Here is a 23,490-nt window from a genome sequence, read left to right on the forward strand (position 1 = left end):
CAGATCTCGCCCCCTGCTGCCAGCAGCTAGATCACACCGGATTGTGAGACAGCCTGTTTAGGCCCCCGATATTTATAGAAGAACGCCACTCCGATGAGCGCCAAACCATTGATGGCAAAAACGAGCGGAATCCCAAGCCAACCGCCCAAGAAGCCGCCGATGATCGGCCCGACCATCGTTCCCAACTGCGTAGACGATTGATTCAAGCTAAAGGCCCTGCCCCGAAAGCCGGGATCCGTAAACTTCACAATTAATGCGTTCAGCGCCGGATAGACGGCGGCAAAGAACAGCCCGTAGCTGAACCTCAAAATACCGAAAGCCAACAAATGATGGGTGCCTAGCTGCAGCAGATTGCCGATGCCTCCGCCCAAAAGTCCGATGAAAAGCGTTTTGGAGTAGCTGAATTTCTGTCCGAGCTTGCCCCATCGAGGCGCTGCAATGACGGTCGCTACGCCGACTGCTGAGAAAATGATGCCCGAGCTCAGGGACGCGGAGCTTTGACTGCCTCCCATTTGCAGCACATAGATGGTTAGCAGCGGCTCGACGATCATGACGGAGGTCGCCACCAGCATGGTGACGCCGAGGATGACCAGAAAAGGTCTGTTGTGCGCAGCCAACTTCAAATCATCCAGGACGCTGGACCGCTCAGCCGAGCGGTTGAAGTTCTTTTCCTTGGCCCCGAACAGCCCAATGAAAGCCGCAACCAGGACCACGCAACCGGAAACGAGGAAAGACTCTCTGTTGCCTACCCAATGGCTGACAAAACCGCCGACTAACGGACCTATCACACTTCCGGCCGCGCCTGCTGTCGACATGACGCCAAGTGCATACCCGACTTCCTTCTCCGGCGTGTTCGTAGCGACCAGCGCAATCGCGGCGGGAACGAAGCCGGCAAGCAGCCCCTGCAAAATTCGCACAACCAGGAAAAGATATGGATCATGAACGAAAAAGGTGGCGAAATAAAGTACGCTTAAACTGAACCCCGAACGGATGAGCATCGGTTTGCGGCCATATTTGTCAGCAAGCGATCCCCAGTAAGGGGCTATTAAAGCGCTCGCTAAAAAGGTGATGCCGAATGTAATGCCCGACCATGCTTCAAGCCCTTTATCAATCCCGAGTTCCGTGTGCAGGAAAATCGGCAAGAAGGGAACGGATATGGTGTAGGCCATCCCGCAGAAAAAAACGCCGATCCATAATGTAACCAGATTTCGCTTCCAAGAAAATTCCATGTGCTCTCCCCCTGCTGCTTCATAATTACACTTGTACGCTCAACCATTTTCTCAAACTCTCCCGATAGCTCATCTTCCGATAAGCTTATTTTATCATCTTTAGACCGATAGTAGAAATTATGGATCGAGGATGCACAAATAGAGGTTGTCCCAAAATAGACTTTTGGTACAACCCCTTTCCGCTGCACGTTCGCTCTGCAATTGCTCCGAGGGTACGTTTTCAACGGGCTTATCCAATCATAATTTTACCTTCCGGGTGACGGTAACGCTCTTTCTCCGGCAGCGGAATCAAAATGTAGGCGAGCGTGACAGGTCCAAGCCGTCCAACGAACATGAGAATGGCCAGAAACACTTTGCCGAATTCCGTCAGCTGCGACGTTAATCCTAACGACATCCCCGCGGTGGCATAGGCCGAGGTGACCTCAAACAATACGCCAAGGAACGAGAATCTCTCCGTTATGGTGAGGATGATGGTTGAGATGACGATTAAAGAGAAGGACAGCAGCGTAAATGTAATTGCCTTATAAATGCGATCTTTTGAAATACGCCGGCGGAACAGCACGATTTCTTCATTGCCCCGCATCATGGCCAGAACCGCGCCGACGAGAATGACGAAAGTCGTCACCTTGATGCCTCCGCCGGAGGAACCGGGCGAGGCCCCGATAAACATCAGGATAATGATAAAAAACTGTGTCGCCTGCCGCATCGAAGGAATATCGATGGTATTGATGCCTGCTGAACGGGAGGACACCGACTGCAGCAGCGAGCTGAGCAGCTTGCCCACGGGGGAGAGCGGCTGCAGCGTATGCGTGTTGGTGAATTCGAATATCAGGATGACCAGGGCGCCAACGAAAATTAATGCCGCGGACGCGCTGAGTACGACCTTACTGTGCAGCGTTAGTTTTTTATTCTTGGGAAAGGTCAGCAAGTCGGAGATTACGATAAATCCAATCCCGCCGAGAATGACCAGCAGCATGGAGACAATGTTCACGAACGGATCCTCGACATAATGCATCAGAGAGCCCGGCCGGTCAGAGAACCCACCGAACAGATCGAATCCGGCATTGTTGAAAATAGAGATGCTGTGAAAGATGCCGAAGTACACAGCCTGACCGATTGGCAGCTCAAACGACCAACGGATGGTAAATAGCACCGCGCCCGCCAATTCTATGTAGAGCGCATAGATGAGCACTTTGCGGACAAGCCGGACGATCCCTTCCGTAGACTCATGGTTCATCGCTTCCTGCAGAACAAGACGCTCCTGAAAAGAGATCCGTCTGCGCAGGACTAACGCAATAAGCGTGGACATGGTCATAAAGCCAAGACCGCCGATTTGGACAAGCAGAATGAGTACAATTTCCCCAAAAGTGGATAAATGCGCGCCTGTATTGATAACAGAAAGTCCGGTTACGCAGGTGGCTGAGGTCGCCATAAAAAGAGCGTCGATCCATGTCATCTTACCTTCGCCTGAGACGGAGATGGGCAGCGACAGCAGGAGTGACCCCGTCACGATCATCAAAATAAATCCAAGTGCCAAAACTTGAGGCGGACTTAAGCGAAATCTTCTAATCTTATTTAACATTTCGGGCAGCTCCGTACACAATTGAGTTTTCGACAATTGTATAATCTGGCAGATGTATTGTAAAGAGCGGTCTTTTGCTCGGAGCTCTTTGCCTCTAAAATAGCTCTCTGTGCCTAAATATTATTTTGTATAGGCAGGAATAGGTACGATCTTAATAGAAACATGTCAATGGGTATCTTAAAGCTTAAGTAAAGCCCCTCACCGGGAGGTAGTTTTGGCAATGATGTTAAATGAATCTTTATTTATACAAACTTTTAAACACGCTCCGATTGGGATGGTTATCACGGCAGCGGACGGACGCTTTCTCAAAGCGAATCCGGCCATCTGTTCGATCTTGGGATATTCGGAGTCGGAACTATACACACTCACCTTTCAGGAGATCACTCATCCGGAGGATCTTGGGTTCGAATTGCATTTCATGACCGAACTGCTTGCGCACAAGCGGGATTCCTGCCAAATGGAAAAAAGGTACTATCATAAAGACGGACATATCATATGGTCCAAACAGGTTGTTTCCCTGTTCGATGATGAGGAAAGTCATTTCTTCATCTACCAAATTATGGATATAACTATTCACAAGCATGACGAAGCCGAATTGCGAGAGAAAGAACATCTTTGCCATGAAAAGAATCTTCCATACCGTTTAAATATGAATACAAATTTAGATGAAATCCAAGAGCTGTACCGGATTATTTTGGATAACGCGCTGGATATCATTACGATAGCATCGCCGGAAGGCGTAACGCGTCATATTTCGCCCGCCGTTCGGAATCTGCTTGGCTATGAAGTAGAGGAACTCATCGGCAATAGAATGATTGAATTATGGCATCCGGATGATAGGCTTGCTGTAGATCAGCGTTGTATCCTAGAAAATTCGGATAACGATATGTTCATGTGCCGCGTTCGGCATAAACAAGGCCACTATGTCTGGCTGGAGACGACCGTCAATCTGATTCGCAACGAAGAAGGCGGCGTAGTAAAAATAGTGGCCGTCGGCAGAGATATTACGAAGCGCAAGCAAGCCGAAGACGAGCTGTGGGCAACCAAAGAAAGACTTGAATCCTTCATCAAAAACAATGGGGACGCCATTTGGGTTATTGACCGTGACGAAAAGGTGCTGGAATCTAATGCCGCCTTCGAGAAGCTTTTTCAGTGGAGATCCGAAGAAATCATCAACCAACCGCTGCCTATTACACCCGCCGATCTGGCCGACCAAACGAGGGAGCTTCACGACCAGGTGCTATCCGGACTTTCGGTGATCGGCTTCGAAACGATTAGACTTCGCAAAGATGGAACCTTGGTTGATGTGAGCACGACGCTATCCCCTATTCATGACACAACTGGCGAAATCATCGGCATAGCTGGCACTTGCCACGATATTACGGAGAAGAAGCAGGCAGAGCAATTGTTGATTAATTCGGAGAAACTGTCTGTTGCCGGTCAGTTGGCTGCAGGAATTGCGCATGAAATCCGTAATCCGATCACAGCGATTAAAGGCTTTATTCAGCTCATAAAATCGGGAGTTTCCGATAAAAAACTGTATTATGAAATCATGTCATCGGAAATCGAACGCATCGAAATGATTCTGAACGAGCTGCTGATTCTGGCCAAGCCGCAAATGGTCCACTCCGATCGCGAGGACATTCGAAATATTTTGGCGCAAGTAACTACGCTGCTGGAATCTCAGGCGATTTTAAACAATGTTGAAATCATCACGGAATGTGAACCTGATCTTTCCCCTATCCTGTGCGATCAGAACCAATTGAAACAAGTGTGCATCAATTACATTAAAAATGCGATAGAGGCTATGCCGCTAGGCGGAGTCCTTAACATTCAAGTAAAAATGCTGAACGACAACAGATTGCTGCTGCGTTTCATCGATCACGGTTGCGGAATTCCCGAGGATATTGTGACGAAGCTCGGCCAACCCTTCTATACAACGAAGGAAAAAGGAACCGGTCTGGGATTTATGGTCAGCAAGAAAATTATTGAAAATCACAATGGGACCGTAAGCGTATTCAGTAAAGAGAATGAAGGAACTGCCGTAGAGGTTTGCCTTCCGACGGTAAGTTAACATGTAGAGCTTATCAGGGTCATCCTGCTGCATCAGGATGGCCCTTTTCCTCCTACTTTACCTCACCCATATCCTTAATCGTAGTCTTCACGCGCACGTTTACCTCTGCTTTCGAGAAAGCTTCTCCCCAACGGTTATCCACTTTCTCCCATGCACTATATTGATAAGCGCGAGCGAACGTACCAAGTCCGATCGGATCGAGCTGCTTTTTCTGAAGCTTGTCAATAAGTTCCTTCATTCGTTTGTTTAGCTGTCTATTAATCATTTCCTCCAGTTCTCCCTCATCCTTTTCCACGTCAAAAGCAAATAACTTTTCCGTTAAACGAATGGGCAGATCCAGCTCAACATCGAAATGGAACTGATCCTGCGAATAGGTCACATGCACCTTCCGCTTGAAATGCAGTACATAAAAGGTCACAGCCCCTGCTGAAAACAGGTCTTCCTTGCTCTCTTCCGGCAGCTGAATGGTACACGAAAGGCTGCCTTTCACTTCGTCTTGCAAAAGCAGCAGCAGCTGTGTTTCCGGCAAACTTAACAACGTTTCGAACTTGCCTTTTTTATTTAGCAGTGCGGTCCCCATCGCGACAATGTCCCTATCTTTGCGCAATTGAGGCACGTATGGCGTTATTCCCTTTTCATACGCCTGATTATGCAGGTTGTGAAGCGTTGTCGCTGTAATAAGATTCCTCTTCCTGGCTGTATCGATAAGTGTGGCCACATGTAGAGGAAGCCTCCGCTTATTAGCCGGCTTAAAGTAGATAATATCCTCAACCGAACCATCCACCGCAATGACCTTCGCAAGAATATTTGCCTTCGAATCCCGGAAATAGAGATCCAACAGCTTGAGCCATCCCTCATGCTCTAAAATGCGCTTGCCAATAAGAACATTCTGGATTTTACCTGAGCTGATAAGAGCTGAAACACGGGCGTCAAACTCATTTCTTGCTCCTCTCACTGTAATGGCATGCACCTTGCTCTGTTCATTTTTTTCCTTCGCTTCCTTACTGAAGACAGGGTTCGAAGAATAGAAGACAAGATTATTGTCCTTATCCAAATCAATTCCCATCATCAGAAGAAGCGATATATCCTCCAAGTCAACCCGATCGTCACACCCTTGAAGCACAAGCATCATGGCAATCAAAAGCAGCACGATTTTACGCAGACGAATCAATTCCGCCACCTCGCCATCCAATTCCGCACGATAAGAAGTCCCCATAAACAAAGGGGAAGCAAGTAAGCTGTGCCCACTCCGTACTGATTAAATAACTTCACCCATTCTCTGCTCTGGCGCCAGCTCGGGTCCCAAATATACGTTACCATGACCATGCCGGCCAATAGAACGATTATATGAAGGTGTGTTTTTCCTTTGGCCAACAACTGCTCCCCGCATTGAACGGCAATATGAAAAGCGGGAAACCACGTTTTACAAATAAGGAGCAAATACACGGTTAAAAAAATAATCTCGAACCTCTCCAGAAAGCGGAATTCGATTATTTTCGCAACAGAAAGCGGTGCATCATGATACTGGGTGATTTCGTCCGGGCTATAGACAACAAAACAAATGATCGTTACAAATAAATACACGGCAAGAGTGAGCGTATTGGCGATGATGATGTTGGCGGATGCCGACTTTTTATTTTCCAAATACGGATAAAAAAACAGCGCGCTTTCAAAACCCAAAAAAGAAAGAATCGTCGAGCTCACACTGTGCCAGACCGGCATCCAGCCTTCTTTAAGAACCGGCAGCAGATAGATCCAATGAGCATCCTTTAATACATATAACAGAACGAACGGCATCCACACGGTGCTTAAAATAGCCACTTCCGCGAAACGCCCAAGGCTTCGGACGCCCCCCTTCACGATCATATAAGCGGGGACAACAAACAGCAGCATGAGCACATATGTGTGAGATTGCTGCATAATCCATGTTTTGATGAGAAGCGCCATTCTGTTAAAAATCAGATAGGCGAACATAAGCATATAGACAGCATAGATCACGGTTACAACGGTGCTGAATCCTTTGCCCAAGTGATGCCTCACTACTTGAATAATCGTTCCATTCGGATATTTTTTCATGACTTGGATGATCACCAGACTCGCCAAAACAGAGCCGATCCAGCCCAAAATAATAGCTATCCACCCATCCGTGCCGCTGATTTCCGCAAGCACCGTCGGCATCTCTATCGCACCTACGCCCACCTGCATCCCATGAATCAGAAAGATAAACTGCATTCGTGTTATTTTGTTGTTTTCATAGTCATTCCCTGTATTGGGCATTAGTTGTCATCACCTTCACGTTTTGAGCCCATTTTCTTTTTCTGAAGAGTTCTTATACTTTGGGGGCGCATAATCATCTTCCACAGGGGCACACGTACGAAGCTGTCTTTCCAATCCTTTAAACGTATAGGGGCGATCGGTGAGCTGTAAGACTGGCCAAGTGACTTTAAATTAATAAGATGCGCCACCAGAACCATATACCCCGCCATGATCCCGACAATGCCAAATATCGAGGCGAGAATCATCATCGGAAACCGAATCAACCGAATGGAAGATGCCATGTCATAGTTAGGCAGGATGAAAGAAGCAACCGCTGTGGAGGCTACGATTACAACCATAATATTGCTGACGATCCCCGCTTGAACAGCTGCTTGTCCAATGACAATGCCGCCTACGATGCCCACCGTCTGGCCGACAGGGGCAGGCAATCGAATGCCCGCTTCGCGAAGCATTTCAAGCATAATCTCCATAATCAAGGCTTCGACTAACGGAGGATAGGGAACAGCCGCCCTAAACTGACCGATAGATAAGATGAGATCTAAGGGAATCACTTCATAATTAAATGAAATGCAGGCAATATAGATCCCCGGCAGAAAGGTAGCAACAAAGCAAGCCAGAATACGCAGCAGCCTTAGGAACGTAGCGACTGGCCATCGCATGCTGTAATCGTCAATGCCTTGAAAAAAAGCGACGAGATTCATCGGCGCAATCAAGACGCTGGAGGAGCGGTCCAGCACAACGCAGATTCTTCCTTGCAAAATTTGAGAGGCAGCCGTATCCGGGCGCTCTGTCGTAATGAATTGCGGGAACAAGGAGAAGGAGTTATCCTCGATATAATCCGCTAATTCCCCTGTATTTAAAATGCAGTCCACATCCAGCTTAGTGATCCTCGTTTCCATTTCTTGCAGCAGATCGGGCAAAGTAACATCCTCTAAATAGAGAAGAGAAACTTTGCTTTTAGCTCTTCGACCCACGTAGTATTCCTTGATTTTCAACTCGGTGCTGCTGATATACCGGCGTATTAAAGCAATATTTTGACTGTCCGTTTCGATGAATCCCTGATGGGCTCCCTTTAACGACGCTTCTATCTGCGAATCCGAAATCGCCCTCTGGGGCCAGCCTTGAGTATCCAACGCATAGGCGTGAGGAAGTCCATCTATGAAAAGGACGCTATAACCATGCAAAATAGCTGTCTCTATTGACTCCCATGCCGTCATAGTGCTCATTAGGCCAAGAGTTACAGGCAGTTCATCCCCATCTTCGTCAACCTGGTGAAACATAAGCTGGCGCAGGACGTTGTTGTTAATCGAATTCTTATCCGTAAGTCCGGACAGGTACACAAGCGCTGCGTGACTTCCCGTTTGCTTATAGATGAATGTGCGGATAACCAAGTCCGGGGTTTTGCTAAAAGTAGCCTGCAGCGACAGCACATTCTCCGCAAGAGTTGTATGCAGCGTTCTGCTCTCTGACGCAAACTGCCCGTGCTGCTCCGGCACAGTCTTCGGAATGAATAGTCGGTTCGACCAGCGAAATAAACGGCGAACAAAGCTCATCATGTACACCTTCTTGCTTCATCCATTGATTCTTTCATTCTCCCTAGAATTTCCATGGATTATTCAAACGTTTTTTAGCCGGACTGGAGAAATTCAGCTTTCACCAAAATTCCATGCATAAAAAGTGGTAAATTTTCGGATGGTATAGAAGGAATGCGAGGTGAAACCATGTCGAACAACGAGGAAATCTATTCACAATATCCACGGAGGATTCGTGATTTCCAAGAGCTGAGCACGATCAAGCCAAATGAATGGACCGAGATCGAACTCCGCTTTAACCACAGGCAAATGAGCGATTTATCCCCCTGGCTCAATGAGCAGGGCAACCATATCCACAGCCAAATCCTTCAGGAAATCGAACGTCGCGGCGTCTGACTTAGTAAACATAGATGTTGCTTTATTATCGAAATTCCTTCATAATGAAGAAGTTGAATCTACATAATTTTAGGAGGTATTTATACAATGGCACATCAACTACCAGCTCTTCCTTATGCGAACGATGCACTTGAGCCGCACATCGATGCAAAAACGATGGAAATTCACCACGACCGTCACCATAACGCTTATGTGACTAATTTGAATGCAGCTCTGGACAAACATCCTGCTCTGCACGATAAATCCCTAAACGACCTGATTGCTGATCTAAACAGCCTTCCTGAAGATATTCGCACAGCTGTTCGCAACAACGGTGGCGGACATGCGAACCACTCCTTGTTCTGGGAAGTTATCGGACCAAACGCTGGCGGAGCACCTACTGGCGCGCTTGCAGCAGCTATCGAGAGCGAGCTTGGCGGCTTTGACAAATTCAAAGCAGACTTCGCTGCAGCTGCAACAACACGCTTTGGTTCCGGCTGGGCTTTCCTAGCGGTTGACAAAGCAGGCAACTTGAAAGTATACAGCTTGCCTAACCAAGACAGCCCGATCATGGAAGGCGAAACGCCAATCCTTGGTCTTGATGTTTGGGAGCACGCTTACTACCTGAACTACCAAAACAAACGCCCTGACTACATCGCAGCGTTCTGGAACGTTGTGAACTGGGCTGAAGTTGGCAAGCGTTACGACGCTGCGAAATAAGCCAGACATACAAGAGGCTGTCCTTAAAGTAGGTTGATCTACTTGAGGGCAGCCTTTTTCTTTTTGATGATGGAAATGGTTTACGGTCTTTCGGGAAAGTAGTACGATAATAGTAACCAATATTATCCTGAAATGAGATGAGAACCAGGTGAAAACAATCGTTCCCTTACTTCAAAACGTTCCTCTTTTTCAAGAACTCTCCCAAACTGATTTACTAGGCATTGCTCCTTTATTTGTAGAAAAAAAAGTGAAGAAGGGCAGCATTCTTTTCTTGGAAGGCGACGCAGGCGAGGAGTTATTCCTTATTAAATCAGGTGTAGTCAAAATATATCGGTTGGATGAAGCCAAGGAGATCATTCTGGCTTTGTTTCGGGATGGGGATTTCTTTGGCGAGATGTCCCTGATTAACGCCGGTCTCACCCGGTCGGCAACCGCCGAGACGTTGGAAGCTTGCACACTCTATGCTTTGAAGCGCTCATCCTTCGTTCAATACATGGAAAAGAGCCCCAGGCTGTGCCTGAAGCTCTTGGAAACAACAATGGGGCGACTGCGTCTGGCCAACGATCAAATCTACGATCTGACATTTCTGGGGGTACGCTCACGGATTATAAAAACGATCATCCGCCTGTCCGAGCAGCACGGCATCCCTACGCCGGACGGTCTTCTGATCGATGTTAAACTCACTCATCAGCAGTTGGCCAATATGGTTGGCACCGTGCGCGAGTCCGTTACCAAGGTGCTGCAGGAGCTGCAGGACGATGCCCTCATAAAAATTGATAAAAAGTTAATCACATTAAGAAATGTGGAGGCCATCAAGGCCGAGATTCGATAAAATCTTTCATAATCCGGATGAACACATTAGGAAAAGCGTACTGCGACAGCTCGTCCGTGCCTACCCAGCGATAATGGAACGGGATCCATTCTCCCCCGCCTGCCGAGTGGCTCACGCTGTTCATCTTAGCGCGAAATACTTTCATTTTCCATATGATATGACTGAAAATATGCTCAGTATCCATAAACCAGTCGCCAGGCTGGATCACGATTTGCTCTTGGTCTGCAAGCGCTTTGCGCAAGCCCGCCTTATTCTCCTCATCGGAGAGCCATCCCTCAGGCTCCCAGGCCACATGCGGTAGCTCCCACATACGGGCGAGCAAGCCTTCCTGCGGACGCTGTCTGATTAACCATTTTCCTTCATTTTCACCCGTGCCCTCGATCAAAGCCACTGCCCGTAGTTCCGGACGCGGCGGTTTGGCTTTCTTTTTGATGGGCAGGGCTTCTTCCATGCCGGCTTCACGCGCAGCGCAATGCGCCATGACCGGGCACGTCAAGCAGTGCGGCGACCGAGGCGTGCACACCATAGCCCCAAGCTCCATCAGAGCTTGATTAAAGTCGCTTGCCGTTCCTTCCAGAATGAGCTCGCGCGCCAGCTTTTCCATCCGGGTCCGGGTGGCGGGCTTCATAATATCTTCTTCAATGAGAAAATAACGCGACAACACGCGCATGACATTGCCGTCAACTGCCGGCTCCGGCTTATTATAGGCGATGCTGAGAACCGCTCCGGACGTATAGGGGCCAACGCCTTTTAACGACGAAATCTCTTCTTTCGTTTGAGGAACGATGCCGCCGTAACGCTCGTGAACTTCCCGCACGGCTGTTTGCAGATTCCTGGCCCGCGAATAATAGCCGAGTCCCTCCCAAGCTTTCAGAACATTCTCCTCGGGAGCGGTAGCCAAAGCTTCAACGGTCGGGAATTGGTCGATAAATCGGTGAAAATAAGGAATTACCGTATCCACGCGGGTTTGCTGCAGCATGACTTCGGAAATCCATATATAGTAAGGGTTTTTACTTCTTCGCCATGGTAAATCCCGTTTGTGCGTATGATACCAATCCAGCAAATTTTTGGAAAAATAAAGCATTTGTTCTTGACTGTACATGAGCTCTCCTTCTCTATGGGGCGCGTTCCAGTTATAATGAATGAATGGACATGATTCCATTATACGAGAATTGCGGAACATAAAACTAGAGGTGAATGTATGCAAAACACGAAACAAAGGGATCTGCACAATATGAACCAGCAGGAATCGGACAATAACAAGCATAAAGATTTGATGAACAAAAGGAAAATATGGATAGGCCAAGCCCGCGCGCTCCTTCCCTTACTATTCATTTGGGGCGCGGAGTGGATATTCAGCGCGCTTGTGGATATCGCAATGTACTGGCGCGATCTGGATTGGCTGAAACAGGCCGCACTTCTTACCGCTGTCGTGGCCAGCTTGATACAGCTGTGGAGCCTGCGCAAAGATTTCCGCGCCGACGGGGAAGGCAAAGGCCTGACGGACCGAAGCGGTTGGGGGCATCCAGTCTTGCTGCTGCTGCCGGGCGTGATGCTCATCGCCGCTGTCGCTTTGCTCGAAGCCATAGGCGCGATCGGACCTTTATTCACCCCTGTGCTGCGGGCGTTCATTCTCGCGATCGGTTTCGTGCAGATCGGGCTGCTGCTGGGCAGACCTTTGATTTATCTGGGTCTGTGGCTGTTCGCCCTGTCAGCTTTGATGGGCGTCTGGTACTTGGGCTACTCCGCTGTCATTCTAGAGGGTATGGGCGGCATTAGCCTTATCGCGAGCGGGTATATGCTTCGCGTTTGGGGACGGCAGCATGAATAGGAGGACACTCGCTATGAGGCAAAACCAAAAAGCCATGCTGCGCACAGCATGGCGGCGAAAAATCGGCGCACTCCTCGTTGCGCCGATGGTGCTCGCGTTAGCCGCGTGCAGCGGTGCTTCCGGTGGCGAAGCCACACCGAAGGCGCCGGCCGCTACCGCAGCAAGCGAGAGCAACCCTGCGTTCGTGAAGGCGCAGGAGCTCTTCACCGCGAACAAGTGCATCAGCTGCCACGGCGTGGATCTGTCCGGCAAAGTCGGCGCCAAGACGAATTTGCAAAAGGTCGGCAGCAAGATGAGCAAAGAGCAAATTGCGAACCAGATCAAAAACGGCGGAGGCGGCATGCCCGTCTACAGCAATAAGCTGTCCGAAGAAGAAATCGGACTGCTGAGCGACTGGCTCAGCTCCAAGAAATAGCAGCCCTAGAGCTGCTCCACAATCGCATAGGCGGCAGCCATTGATTCCGTATGCGTAATAGAGATATGGATTCGGTGGCTGCCTATTAGGCCTGCCCGCTGCAGCGCCTCCTCGCGCACCCGGCACTCCGGTTTGCCCTGTTCATCCGGCAGCACCTCCACATCCTGAAAGCCAATCTGCTTGCCAATGCCGCAGCCGATCGCTTTGACAATCGCTTCCTTCGCCGCAAAGCGGCCGGAAGCAAACTCCGCCAGCCGCCCGCGCCGCCTTTGCGCAAGCTCTCTCTCCTGAGGCGTCAAAATCCGCTCCAGAAACCTTTCGCCCGCAGATCCTTCCAGCATTTTACGCAGCCGTGCAATTTCAACTAGATCCGTACCGACACCAATAATCATCGCTCTTCATCACCATTTTTCTTCCAGCGTTTTGCGTACACTGTACACGATTCGTCCCCCGCGGTCAAGAATTCATTAAGGGGCTCGCTTACTTCCAGGTAAGTAAGTAACACTATTTTCAGCTCTTCTGCCGGACATGAACTAGGCGTATACTGGACATAGATTAAAAGCTGGGAGGCCAACACGAATGAGAATCATGCCACTTGAAAAGCGTGGAATATCGAATAGCCGAATTGTTTTTGGATGTATGGGGCTTGGCGGAGATTGGACGTCGGCACCCTTGACCAAAGAGGATTACATCGTTGCCGAGAAAGCAGTAGAAGCTGCACTTTCCATTGGCATTACCATGTTCGATCATGCCGATATTTATAAAAGAGGGAAATCCGAAACGGTTTTCGGTGAAATCCTGAAGAAGAGACCTGATCTTCGCGATCAAATCATTCTTCAATCCAAGGTGGGGATTCGCTTTCAGGACGATGTGAATCCACAGCGTTTTGATTTTAGCAAAAACCACATCATTCCTTCGGTCGATGGCATTCTCAGCCGCCTGGGCGTGGAACATCTGGATGTGCTGCTGCTTCACCGTCCGGATCCGCTTATGGAACCGGAAGAGATCGCTGAAGCTTTCAATCTATTGCGTTCTGCCGGCAAAGTGCGTCACTTCGGCGTCTCTAATATGACCGCTGCACAAATGCGCTTTATTCAAAATTCCCTGCCTGAACCACTCGTGGTGAATCAGCTGGAACTGAGCCTGGCTCGCCTGGACTGGATTGAACAAGGCATTCTGGTCAATCAAAAAGCCGGCATAGACGTCAACTTCGAGGGTGGCATCCTGGAGCACTGCCAGATGGCGGATATTCAGCTTCAAGCTTGGGGCCCTCTGGCTAAAGGTAAATTCTCCGGCAGAGCGATCGAAGACGAGCCGGAGAACATCAAGCACACAGCTGCCCTCGTTCAGAAACTGGCTGCTCAAAAAGAAACGACACCGGAAGCCATCGTGCTCGGCTGGTTAATGAAGCACCCGGCCCGCATCCAGCCGGTCATTGGAACTTCCTCGCCTGAGCGCGTCCTAGCTTGCCAAGATGCGCTTCGCGCCTCTGAAAACATGACGCGTGAAGAGTGGTACACGCTGCTTGAAAGCTCACGCGGCGTTCGCGTTCCATAGGCACAAAACCCCCAACCTCAAAGGCTGGGGGTTTTATTCTAGTGCTCTTAAATGCCCGGAATCGCAATACGTTTATGCTCCGTTTTGAGATACTGTTTCTCCAGCTTCTCTTGGACAGCCGGATCGATTTGCTTGCCTTCCAGGTAGTCGCTGTTATCGCCGTATGTAATGCCGAGCTCATTTTCGTCCGTCTGACCGTCCCAAAGTCCGGCTGTCGGAGCCTTATCCAGCACGCTTTGCGGAACGCCAAGCTTCGCTGCCAAGGTGCGCACTTGGCGCTTGTTCAGCGTGCTCAGCGGCGTGATGTCGACGGCACCGTCGCCGTATTTGGTGAAGAATCCGGTAATCGCTTCGGAGGCATGGTCTGTTCCCACAACGATCAGGCCCAGCTCAAACGCAAGCGCATACTGCATCACCATACGCGTCCGCGCTTTGATGTTGCCTTTGCCGCCACGGCTGACATGCTGGTGAACGCCGATATGCTTGAGCCCGTACTCGACTTCAATCGCGATTTCGTCGACGGCCTCTTCAATGTTGTTCTCGATTTGATATTTCAAATCGAATGCTTTGGCCACCGCGTAGCTATCTTCGATATCCACTTGCTGACCGTATGGTTGAAACACGCCGACTGTTTTATATTCGGTGCCCTTTTCCGCTGTCAGCTCGTCCGTCGCTTGCTTGCACAAGCCTGTCGCTACGGCGCTGTCGATTCCGCCGCTGATTGCGATCAGCAGGCCGTTCGCTTTCGCGCCAAGCACATAGTTTTTCAGAAAGTCCACCCGTTTGCGGATTTCTTCATCCATATCAATTTCCGGCTTTACGCCGAGCTTTGCGATAATTTCTGCTTGCAAACTCATGCCTCTCTCCACCTTTTCTATAGTGTGAAACCAACATTCTTTGAAATCTAGTATAGACTTTCAACCTTGAAATTTCAAAGTATAATCGCATTTTTCCGCCCCGTAAAAAAGGAAAAGACCCGCCATGCATCAGCTGCAATAGCGAGTCAAATCCCTAGACGTTCATTATTTGCAATATTGATTGAAAGCACCGATCAAGTCGCCGGCAATCATATCGGCCGAACGGTCTTCAATTTGATGACGTTGAATGAAGTGAGCCAGCTCACCGTTTTTGAACAACGCGATGGATGGGGAAGATGGCGGGTATGGTGCCAAATATTCACGAGCCTTCGCTGTTGCATCCTTCTCTTGACCTGCGAACACGGTGTATGTGTATGTTGGCAGCGTATCGTTTTGAAGAGCTTTTGCCACACCTGGACGACATTGACCTGCTGCGCATCCGCAAACGGAATTGATAACGAGCAGCATCGTGCCGTCTTTGGATTTCTCAATCGCTTCATCCACTTGCTCTGGAGTCAGAAGCTCCGTAATTCCCAGACGAGTCAAATCTTCCCTCATCGGTTTAACCATATCTTTCATGTAGGAATCAAAAGACATTGCCATATGTGCCACCCCTTAGGATTTAATAGTTACTCTCAAAACGTAATCGTTACAACTTATATTATACATCCGATAACGATGAATGCAAAGTGTTAGTCGACCTGTTCCATTACTTCGCAGGGCCAAAGGTTCATCTTTCATATAAAAAGACCTCCCGAATAAGATCGGCAGGCCTCTCTGCTTGGATGTAGTTAGCTTGTTTCTACGCCTCATCCTTCTTCTTCGTACTGGAAGACTCTCCCGGCTCAAAAGAAACATCTTTATCCGGATGTGTAAAAATTCCGCTTTGCGGCAAAATGCCTTTTTCGAAATAATCGCGGTTCTCTGCGCTTTGGAAACCAATGTCCTTATACGGATGAACCCATTCATCTCCGGCCATGACTTCGGGATCGGTCTCTGCCGTCCACTGCTCAAGCGGGGAGTTGTCGGATTCATACTCATGATCGCCGATGACGACGCCGTGCTCGTTAACGAAAGCTTCTCTAGGACCGCGCCCCTGCTCAAACTGTGGGAGGAAATCGATCTCGAATGGATCGAGATTGCTTTGGTCCTGTGCGGATTTAGCTGACTTCTTCGGATCTTGACTCATGTCGATGGCCGGTTGGGTCCGTCCAGTTTTTTGTCAACAAAGCCCTCTTTACCTGCGGTTGAGGAGGATGCAGCTTTCTCGCGTTCTTGGTTTTGCTGTTCTTGCTGGATTTGGGTCTTGGAATCGTTTTGACTCATTGCACTCAGCTCCCTTCTTCCAGTATTATGTGCCAAAGCAGGGAGTAGCATTCCAACCACGAGCATGAAAAGGAAGATGAGCTGTGCCATGCTTAAATAGAGAAAACCCGGTTTAGCAGCAGTAAAAAAACTAGCCAGCATCCCTGCAGCGCCTCCGTAAATCAGCGAGTATTTCAGCAGAAATCCGCTCCCGTAACTCATACGACGACCCTCATACCCAATCTGCCAAATAAGCAGCGGCACAAGCAGCAGTGAAACATATGCGTGATAAGGATGAAAACGGGACACGGTACCTTTGACGCCTATCCCCCATGGCCATGCAGTAGGCAGTCCGTATGCCGGAACCAGCGCACAATAGAGGAACGCAGCGGCAGTCAGGCCAATCACGAGAATATCCAGAAAAAAGTACAGCGGAATACGCAGCTTCCGTATTTGAACGTACATATAACCACAAGCCAGCAGGAGCCCAAGCGCTATTTCTGTGCTGGAGCCAACGACCATCAGCAATTTTAGCGGACTTGTCCAAATCAATGAGGGCTGCGTGAAAATAACGCCAAACTTCCAAGTGAGGACTACGATGATAGCCCCGCCAAAAACAATATCGTCGATTGGTTTGGTCATGGCTGGAACTTCCAAAGTTTGAGTCGAAGACCCGGAATGCTCCCGCTCTCGACCTTGCTTCAGATTCCCCAAATGCCGCGCTGTCCTTCGTATAAGCCATAAGCCCAAAACACAAACAAGCAGCAGCGCCGCCAACCTCCCTTGAAGCTGAAGAGGTCCAATTTGCAACACATCAGGCATCACGAACGCCAGCCCCTCTCTCTCAATTACTTCCATCGTAACGAGAGGTGAAGAGATGTGCAACTGTCACGGCTCCAGAAACTGAAACGTGAACGAAGTTTTCTGCAGTTTGTCAAAGCGGAATCCAGCAGCTTTCAGCTTTCGAAGAACAACGGGCAGCGCTTCTACGGTGGTCGTCTTGTACGTGTTATCGTGCATAAGTACAATGACGCGCTTTTTCCCTTTGCTTGCGCTCAGCACGGAGTCGATAATCATGTCTCTATCCTGTACAGGAGCCGCTGCATCCGTCGAGCTGACGTTCCAGTCAAAATACTGGTACCCCTCCTCTCTCACAGCGGCCGCCACCTTATTCATGACGCCCCTGCCGCCGGACTTCCAGCTCAAATGATTGTTCGAACCGCCCGGAAACCGTAAAATATCAGGTCGATACCCAACCGTCTCCTCCAGCAACCGATCCAGCTTGCGCGCATCCTTCATGAAAGCTTCAGGGGATTTATATATACGGTTATAGTCATGCGAATACGTATGATTCCCAAGTGCATGTCCATCCGCCGCGATTTCTCTGTATAGCGACTTCCCTTCGCTCGTTTCTGTGCCTATGACGAAGAAAGTCGCAGTTGCTCCAAAGGTTTTTAAAATATGTAGAATCTTCCTCGTACTCGCAGAAGGCCCGTCATCAAAGGTCAAATAGGCGATCTTATCCCCGGCAGGAGGAGATGAGTGTGGTGGTCCTGTGTAAAAATGCCTCGTCTCCACAATGGCTGTATCTAAGCCCTTCACTTCCGCTTCCGCTGCCGTAGCCGTAGCCGGTGTCGGTGTCGGTGTCGGACTTCCCCCGGATTCGATGCTTGCCGTTATTCCTGACAACTGGCTTGGAGCCTGCTTGGCTTGCTCCGTATGAATTTGAGCAGCCGAACATCCAGCTAAATTAGCGCTAATTATTAACCCCATTACATAAACACCTGTTCTGCGTATCTGAACCCCCATCCAAGCTCCCCCTCCTCATGCAAATCCTGAGCTTTTTTAGTATGGCTTCCCTCGCATTCGACATTAAATCCAATATTTCCCGGGAAATCCGCAGATTCAGCTCCGGCCGCCTCTACACATTTCCGGCACTTTCGTCACACCCCGCCAATTCCACTCATGAATCCGCACAAAAAAAAGAGACCTCCCAGGTAAAATATCTACCTTGGGACAGTCCCTTCGTATCCAGCCGCTTATTCAGCCGTGTTACCGTTTAGTTTCTCTCTCAGCAGGTTCATCTGCTCATCGACCTTCGCTTGCTTCGCAACATCTACAGGCGTGTAGCTGCCCACTGTTCCTGCAGATACATAAGGCTTGCGGGCGATTTCCGCTTCTACTTCCAACTGGATGATTTTTTCTTCCATACGTTGGAAGCCGCGGGATGCGCTGCCGCTCTCAATCACGCCGTTATAGGAAACTTGCGCCATTTGCTTTTTCGCTTTGGCTAACTGAGCGCGGGATACAAGCTCGTTGCGTTTGTTGCGCATTTTGTAGAACTCATCTTTCATTTCATGAAGCTGTTGCGTCAATTCATCTGCATGCGCTTTGGCTGAAGCATACAAATCCGTGTATTCGGCAATTTTGTCTTCGTGGTACAATTTTTCTTCAACCGCTTGGCGAGCGATGGCTTCTTGGCCGTTTTTAATCGCTGCGGAAGCTTTCGCTTCACGGTCAGCTACTAAACGAACGGACTCTTCAAGGCGCTGCTTCAATTTACGTTCGCTCGCAATTTGTCTGGCTACGGTTACTTCCGCCTGCGCAATTTCTTGCTCCATGTCGCGCAGATATTGATTCAACATAACGATCGGATCCTCGATTTTATCCAATACCTCGTGGATTGATGCTTTTGTCATATCTTTCATTCTTGTAAATACTCCCATGGTTTACACGTCTCCTTTTTTAATATCAATTGGTTGTTGTTCAAAACGAGCGACTTTGGCTCGAAGTTCTTCCACTTCTCTTTGCAGAGCTTTCTTCTCAATATCTTTCATCATTTCATCGATGTTGTTGGTCTTGCTTGCCTCATACTGTGCGTTATAGCCTGCATGCTGCGGCGGCACTTGATTATGGTGCGGCTTGTAAGCATTCCCATTCCAACCACCACCATTGTACGGCGGGCGGGTATAGGAGCCCGCATAAGGATCATATGGCGGCTGGTCATAGCCAGGTTCTTTCGGGATCACGATTGCCGCGATAAAGTAGATGAAAATGACCGTTCCTCCAGTGAAAAATGTCGTGATCACCACTAACAACCGCAGAAGTGTAGCATCTACATTCATAGCCTCGGCGAGGCCGCCGCAAAGACCGGTAACTTTTTTATCTCTTCGTGAGCGGTAAAGTTTGCTCATGATTGTTTGTTCCCTCCTGATTCAGCCTATTTCGCAGAGCTTCCAACTCAGCATCTACAGCCGGGTTCCCCCCACCGTAGTAGCTTTCGCGGCCCATGCGCCTTACATCTCGGAGCGTTCTTGCATGAAGCTCCATATCGGATACGCGCTCTTCCAAGCGGCCGAACATCCGTGGTGACGCATCCTGCGACACACTGCTGCGAGCATGCAATCTTTGCTGCAAACGGGCGGATTCCATCCGGGCCAGATAGTAGCTGCGTTTGTCTGCCACTTCTTTGTAATCAGCCTTGAGCTGCTGCAACTCTTCATCCAATTCCAGGATGGATTGTTTAGCTTGCTCATACAACTCGCGATATTGCTCGCTTTTCTCCTCGGCTTGCAGCTTCTCTTGAAGCACAATCCGTGCCATATGTTCTTCGCCGGCTTTCAGAGCCAGGAGCGCTTGCTGCTCACGCTTTTCTTTGGTTTCGAGCGCCGTCAAATATTGCTGCCGAAGCGACGCGGCGTGGGTGACGCATTGCTGATACAACCTCTCGGATTGCTGAAGCTGTTCGCGCTGCGCTGCTAAGTATTGGTCAATCAATCGAACCGGATCTTCCGACCGTTCCAAATGCTCGTTCAGGGATGCTACGGTAATGTCTCTCATACGCCTCAATAGGCTCATCTCTCATACCACCTTTTTCACTCTCTGTTTTTCAATCCATATTTACACGGTTCTTCTTGTCAACATCGAAACCCCGTAACCAATCAATCCAATCGCCAGAAGAATAATGATCCAACCGGCCAGTTTGCCGACCAGGATGATACCGCCAATTCCGGCAATAATCCAACCGAATTTATTCCCGTTCTGAATGCCGATATAACCTAGACCGACCATTCCAATCGGAATCAGGTATCCCATCACAGAGCCAATAAATGGTCCGAAGTGGAGTCCCAGCTTGTTAAGCAGAATCAGTGCGCCGAATGCGATAAGCAGAGCGGCTAAGCCTGTATTTCTTTTCATGATTTCGTCACCGCCTTTCGTTATGTGCTGTGCTCTTGTTCATGTCTTTATTTTAGGTAAAATGGAGCCTTTCCAAAACGGACCGTGGACGGTATTTAATCCTAGACCTTAGTCGGGGCGCAACTACGACCTCTGTTCGGACCTTAAAAAGTGCAGTGGCAGGCCGGCTGCCAGGTAAGGCTTGGGCTCAAATGATCAAGCTCGTGATATCGCCTTACCTACATACGGCTATCAAGGGCGCCAATCCATCCTCCCAGGGTGATGACTTCGGCAGCGCGATCCATGTTCTTAATGCGGTGTAACGCAAAAAGAGGCGATCTCTTAGGTCTTTTTCAGACTTAAGAGCGCCTCTTCATTTTGTAAGCTATACGAATCTTGTGCGAGTGAGAACTATGATCCGCTATTTCCCTTTGGAGCGACCATTTAGCCTGTTAGAGGAAACTACGATCCCCTATTCCGCCTTTCTAGCCCCGATTCCGGCATTTCAGGGGAAATAAGACCCTACAGTTCCCTCTGGACCCTGAAATCGGCCCCTTTTTCCTAAAATAACGCCCTGTAGTTCCCCTTCCCCATCATCCACCTTAAGCCAATCCGATTGCGCTGTTTAGGCGGCCGACCTGCGCAGCAGGCCATACGAAGCCAGCAAATAAATACCAACCAAAGGCACCATCCACCAAAATAGCTCCAAATAATGATGGCCGATCCACAAAAAAATATGTCCCCACAGCCCAAATTGGGATAGCAGCAAGGATCCTCCGGTACCTGTCAAAAATGTTATAACGAAGAAGATTAATAGCCCTATAGCGCCAAAGCGTCTGTGAATGCTGGATATGGCAAACCCCAAAAAGTACATATGCAGCAGGAAAATCAAATACATACCAAAAAGCGCGATCGGAGAGACATCTCCCAGAAAGGAGATTTTGAAAATATGCAGGCGAACTCCCCATCCTCCGGTAGCCTCTTCGGTAAATGCCAGAATCATGAGCAGTGCCGCTGTACAGATACTGTATAAGAATGACGTAGCTGCTGTTCCTAAGAAGTAATCCTTTCTACGGATGCTGAGTCCCAAAGCAAAGGGGAATGTGTCCTTCACGGTTACCGAGCCTGTGACCAACGTGTAAATAAATATAGAGACAAGGCCGCCCGTATTCAGGGTCTCATCGCCATTCAATGACAGCGCAATAATGAAGCTGATGATGAAGTTCAAGCCAACAATCACCCAAGGCATTGTGAACCATGAAAATTTATTCCTCATATGAAGTTTAATGACGTTGCTTACTCGATTCATGCCTGCTCAATCCCCTTTCCTGCAAGTGGCGTACGAGTCAGATGTACAATGAGCTGCTGCAGCGATACGGGTGCAAATTCCAGACCAAGCGACTCGGCCTCTTTCCTGTCGTGATCGCTTAAGAAACCAAGGATCGTAGCCGTTGAAGCGGCGCCAATGGACTGGCGTTCGAGCACTTCCTTGCCCCGCGAGAAAGCATCCACCGCAGTCGCCAAGCCCGACACCGTACAGGCGCGTCCGCGAAGTGCATCTGCATCTTCATTAAGAATCAGCTTGCCGTTATCAATGACCAATACATGCTCCAGCAAGCGGCTTACTTCATCGATCAAATGCGTAGAAAGAATGACCGTTCGCGGGTACTCCGCATAATCCTCCAGCAATCTGTCATAAAATAACGCTCTGGCAACGGCATCCAAGCCTAAATATGGCTCATCAAATATCGTAAGCGGTGCGCGGCTGGCCAAACCGACCACGATCCCAACGGAGGACAGCATGCCTCTGGACAGCTTCTTAATTTTTCTTTTCAGCGGCAGACGAAAATCTGCAATTAAGGCTCCGGCATACGCATCGTCCCAATCCGGATATAGCGATTTGGCTACTTCCATGACATCCATGACCCGAAAGCCATCGGGGTATTTCTGACTTTCCTTAATGAAGCAAATTTGATTTAGCACACGGCTGTTCTCATAGGGGGCTTCGCCAAATACTTTTAACTCGCCGCTGGTAGCGAACTGCTGGGCCGAGAGGATGTGCATGATGGTTGTTTTCCCGGCACCGTTCCTGCCTAGCAAACCATAGATTTTGTTCGCTTCTACCTTGAAGCTGACATGATCTACCGCTGTTACGTTCCCAAAGGACTTCGTCAGTCCGTTTACCTCCACAATGTGGGTCATCACGCTTTCCCTCCTCTGCGCACCATTTCCGTTAGCTGCTCTACTGTGATCCCCAGCTTTTCAGCTTCTTTCACCATCGCCACAACATACTGTTCATAAAATAATTCTTTTCTCTTCTCCATCAGCTTCGTTCGCGCTCCCTCCGCTACAAACATGCCAATCCCGCGTTTCTTGTACAAAATGCCTTGATCCACCAACAAATTAACGCCTTTCGCTGCAGTTGCCGGATTAATTTGATAAAAGGCTGCGAACTGATTCGTAGAAGGCACCTGCGATTCCTCCGGCATTCTTGCTTCAATAATGTCATCTTCAATACGTTCCGCGATCTGCACAAAAATCGGGCGGCTGTCATCCATCGTCAAACTCATCTTCTCACCACCACATTGGTTAGTTACTCATGTAATTAACCATACAACCAAACCACCTGATTGTCAACAGGCAAAGCGTATTTTGGGGACTTGCCCAACATAAATCCCCTCCGAACTGGGAATACCACTAAAACAAACTGTCATCCACTACCCCCACG

General features: G+C 49.1%; 26 protein-coding genes. 7 read left to right on the forward strand and 19 right to left on the reverse strand.

What is annotated here, in order from left to right; translation table 11 throughout:
- Positions 1 to 26 precede the first annotated feature (26 nt).
- Both GC097_RS23200 and GC097_RS23205 read right to left on the reverse strand, forming a co-directional pair.
- Complete coding sequence (locus tag GC097_RS23200) at positions 27 to 1,229, reverse strand: MFS transporter (RefSeq protein ID WP_171685681.1); 1,203 nt, start codon at positions 1,227 to 1,229, stop codon at positions 27 to 29.
- Between the two features lie 229 nt (positions 1,230 to 1,458).
- Positions 1,459 to 2,811 (reverse strand): TrkH family potassium uptake protein, encoded by a 1,353-nt coding sequence (locus tag GC097_RS23205; protein WP_171685682.1) that lies wholly within the window; start codon positions 2,809 to 2,811, stop codon positions 1,459 to 1,461.
- Between the two features lie 220 nt (positions 2,812 to 3,031).
- Between GC097_RS23205 and GC097_RS23210 the strand changes: the two genes are divergently transcribed.
- Positions 3,032 to 4,885 (forward strand): PAS domain-containing sensor histidine kinase, encoded by a 1,854-nt coding sequence (locus tag GC097_RS23210; RefSeq protein WP_171685683.1) that lies wholly within the window; start codon positions 3,032 to 3,034, stop codon positions 4,883 to 4,885.
- 52 nt (positions 4,886 to 4,937) lie between these two features.
- On the opposite strand, the gene GC097_RS23215 is transcribed toward GC097_RS23210, so the two are convergent.
- Genes GC097_RS23215 through GC097_RS23225 form a run of 3 tightly spaced genes read right to left on the reverse strand, consistent with a single transcriptional unit; the run spans position 4,938 to position 8,718 of the window.
- Positions 4,938 to 6,101, reverse strand: a complete 1,164-nt coding sequence (locus tag GC097_RS23215) for a Ger(x)C family spore germination protein (protein ID WP_171685684.1) — start codon at positions 6,099 to 6,101, stop codon at positions 4,938 to 4,940.
- Positions 6,053 to 7,162 (reverse strand): GerAB/ArcD/ProY family transporter, encoded by a 1,110-nt coding sequence (locus tag GC097_RS23220; RefSeq protein ID WP_171685685.1) that lies wholly within the window; start codon positions 7,160 to 7,162, stop codon positions 6,053 to 6,055. Before GC097_RS23220 ends, GC097_RS23215 begins: the two co-directional genes overlap by 49 nt.
- Positions 7,162 to 8,718 (reverse strand): spore germination protein, encoded by a 1,557-nt coding sequence (locus GC097_RS23225; protein ID WP_246294417.1) that lies wholly within the window; start codon positions 8,716 to 8,718, stop codon positions 7,162 to 7,164. The genes GC097_RS23220 and GC097_RS23225 overlap by 1 nt, the downstream gene beginning before the upstream one ends.
- 165 nt (positions 8,719 to 8,883) lie before the next feature.
- Here GC097_RS23225 and yfhS point away from each other — a divergent pair, with 165 nt between their 5' ends.
- The 3 genes from yfhS to GC097_RS35060 all read left to right on the forward strand — a co-directional run bounded on the left by yfhS (position 8,884) and on the right by GC097_RS35060 (position 10,621).
- Positions 8,884 to 9,090 (forward strand): mother cell protein YfhS, encoded by a 207-nt coding sequence (yfhS, locus tag GC097_RS23230; RefSeq protein ID WP_171685686.1) that lies wholly within the window; start codon positions 8,884 to 8,886, stop codon positions 9,088 to 9,090.
- 87 nt (positions 9,091 to 9,177) lie between these two features.
- A complete protein-coding gene (locus GC097_RS23235) occupies positions 9,178 to 9,789 on the forward strand; it encodes a superoxide dismutase (protein WP_171685687.1) in 612 nt (203 codons plus the stop codon).
- Between the two features lie 148 nt (positions 9,790 to 9,937).
- On the forward strand, positions 9,938 to 10,621 hold the full coding sequence (locus GC097_RS35060; RefSeq protein WP_171685688.1) for a Crp/Fnr family transcriptional regulator: 684 nt from the start codon (positions 9,938 to 9,940) through the stop codon (positions 10,619 to 10,621).
- On the opposite strand, the gene mutY is transcribed toward GC097_RS35060, so the two are convergent.
- Entirely contained in the window at positions 10,602 to 11,723 is a 1,122-nt protein-coding gene (mutY, locus tag GC097_RS23245) for an A/G-specific adenine glycosylase (protein WP_171685689.1), read from the reverse strand. The genes GC097_RS35060 and mutY overlap by 20 nt on opposite strands.
- A 99-nt stretch (positions 11,724 to 11,822) precedes the next feature.
- Between mutY and GC097_RS23250 the strand changes: the two genes are divergently transcribed.
- A complete protein-coding gene (locus GC097_RS23250) occupies positions 11,823 to 12,452 on the forward strand; it encodes a hypothetical protein (protein WP_171685690.1) in 630 nt (209 codons plus the stop codon).
- Positions 12,453 to 12,465: 13 nt separating this feature from the next.
- Positions 12,466 to 12,867: a c-type cytochrome gene (locus GC097_RS23255; protein WP_246294418.1), complete on the forward strand. Its 402-nt coding sequence runs from the start codon at positions 12,466 to 12,468 to the stop codon at positions 12,865 to 12,867.
- 5 nt (positions 12,868 to 12,872) lie between these two features.
- Here GC097_RS23255 and acpS read toward each other — a convergent pair whose 3' ends face one another.
- Entirely contained in the window at positions 12,873 to 13,259 is a 387-nt protein-coding gene (gene acpS, locus GC097_RS23260) for a holo-ACP synthase (protein ID WP_171685691.1), read from the reverse strand.
- A 187-nt stretch (positions 13,260 to 13,446) separates the two neighbouring features.
- On the opposite strand from acpS, the gene GC097_RS23265 reads away from it, so the two are divergent.
- Complete coding sequence (locus tag GC097_RS23265) at positions 13,447 to 14,424, forward strand: aldo/keto reductase (RefSeq protein ID WP_171685692.1); 978 nt, start codon at positions 13,447 to 13,449, stop codon at positions 14,422 to 14,424.
- Positions 14,425 to 14,471: 47 nt separating this feature from the next.
- Here GC097_RS23265 and nadE read toward each other — a convergent pair whose 3' ends face one another.
- From nadE to GC097_RS23325, 12 genes are all read right to left on the reverse strand, one after another.
- The gene (gene nadE, locus GC097_RS23270; RefSeq protein WP_171685693.1) at positions 14,472 to 15,281 is read right to left on the reverse strand and encodes an NAD(+) synthase; all 810 of its coding nucleotides are present in this window, start codon (positions 15,279 to 15,281) and stop codon (positions 14,472 to 14,474) included.
- A 165-nt stretch (positions 15,282 to 15,446) separates the two neighbouring features.
- Positions 15,447 to 15,884, reverse strand: coding sequence for a BrxA/BrxB family bacilliredoxin (locus tag GC097_RS23275; RefSeq protein ID WP_171685694.1), 438 nt, complete (start codon positions 15,882 to 15,884; stop codon positions 15,447 to 15,449).
- A 199-nt stretch (positions 15,885 to 16,083) separates the two neighbouring features.
- Positions 16,084 to 16,470, reverse strand: coding sequence for a DUF3905 domain-containing protein (locus tag GC097_RS23280; protein WP_171685695.1), 387 nt, complete (start codon positions 16,468 to 16,470; stop codon positions 16,084 to 16,086).
- Complete coding sequence (locus GC097_RS23285) at positions 16,467 to 17,444, reverse strand: prolipoprotein diacylglyceryl transferase (RefSeq protein ID WP_171685638.1); 978 nt, start codon at positions 17,442 to 17,444, stop codon at positions 16,467 to 16,469. The genes GC097_RS23280 and GC097_RS23285 overlap by 4 nt, the downstream gene beginning before the upstream one ends.
- Before the next feature lie 30 nt (positions 17,445 to 17,474).
- Positions 17,475 to 18,395 carry a polysaccharide deacetylase family protein gene (locus tag GC097_RS23290; protein WP_171685696.1) on the reverse strand — a complete coding sequence of 307 codons (921 nt, stop codon included), beginning with the start codon at positions 18,393 to 18,395 and terminating at the stop codon, positions 17,475 to 17,477.
- Positions 18,396 to 18,625: 230 nt separating this feature from the next.
- Complete coding sequence (locus GC097_RS23295) at positions 18,626 to 19,312, reverse strand: PspA/IM30 family protein (protein ID WP_171685697.1); 687 nt, start codon at positions 19,310 to 19,312, stop codon at positions 18,626 to 18,628.
- Between the two features lie 3 nt (positions 19,313 to 19,315).
- Positions 19,316 to 19,780, reverse strand: a complete 465-nt coding sequence (locus GC097_RS23300) for a PspC domain-containing protein (protein ID WP_171685698.1) — start codon at positions 19,778 to 19,780, stop codon at positions 19,316 to 19,318.
- Entirely contained in the window at positions 19,749 to 20,444 is a 696-nt protein-coding gene (locus tag GC097_RS23305) for a PspA/IM30 family protein (RefSeq protein ID WP_171685699.1), read from the reverse strand. The genes GC097_RS23300 and GC097_RS23305 overlap by 32 nt, the downstream gene beginning before the upstream one ends.
- Before the next feature lie 42 nt (positions 20,445 to 20,486).
- Positions 20,487 to 20,783: a LiaF transmembrane domain-containing protein gene (locus tag GC097_RS23310; RefSeq protein WP_171685700.1), complete on the reverse strand. Its 297-nt coding sequence runs from the start codon at positions 20,781 to 20,783 to the stop codon at positions 20,487 to 20,489.
- A 604-nt stretch (positions 20,784 to 21,387) separates the two neighbouring features.
- Entirely contained in the window at positions 21,388 to 22,038 is a 651-nt protein-coding gene (locus GC097_RS23315; protein ID WP_171685701.1) for a hypothetical protein, read from the reverse strand.
- Positions 22,039 to 22,067: 29 nt separating this feature from the next.
- Positions 22,068 to 22,964, reverse strand: a complete 897-nt coding sequence (locus GC097_RS23320; protein ID WP_171685702.1) for an ABC transporter ATP-binding protein — start codon at positions 22,962 to 22,964, stop codon at positions 22,068 to 22,070.
- Positions 22,964 to 23,332, reverse strand: a complete 369-nt coding sequence (locus GC097_RS23325; RefSeq protein WP_171685703.1) for a GntR family transcriptional regulator — start codon at positions 23,330 to 23,332, stop codon at positions 22,964 to 22,966. Before GC097_RS23325 ends, GC097_RS23320 begins: the two co-directional genes overlap by 1 nt.
- Positions 23,333 to 23,490: the final 158 nt, after the last annotated feature.

Source organism: Paenibacillus planticolens, from assembly GCF_013141725.1.
GTDB lineage: Bacteria > Bacillota > Bacilli > Paenibacillales > NBRC-103111 > Paenibacillus_E > Paenibacillus_E planticolens.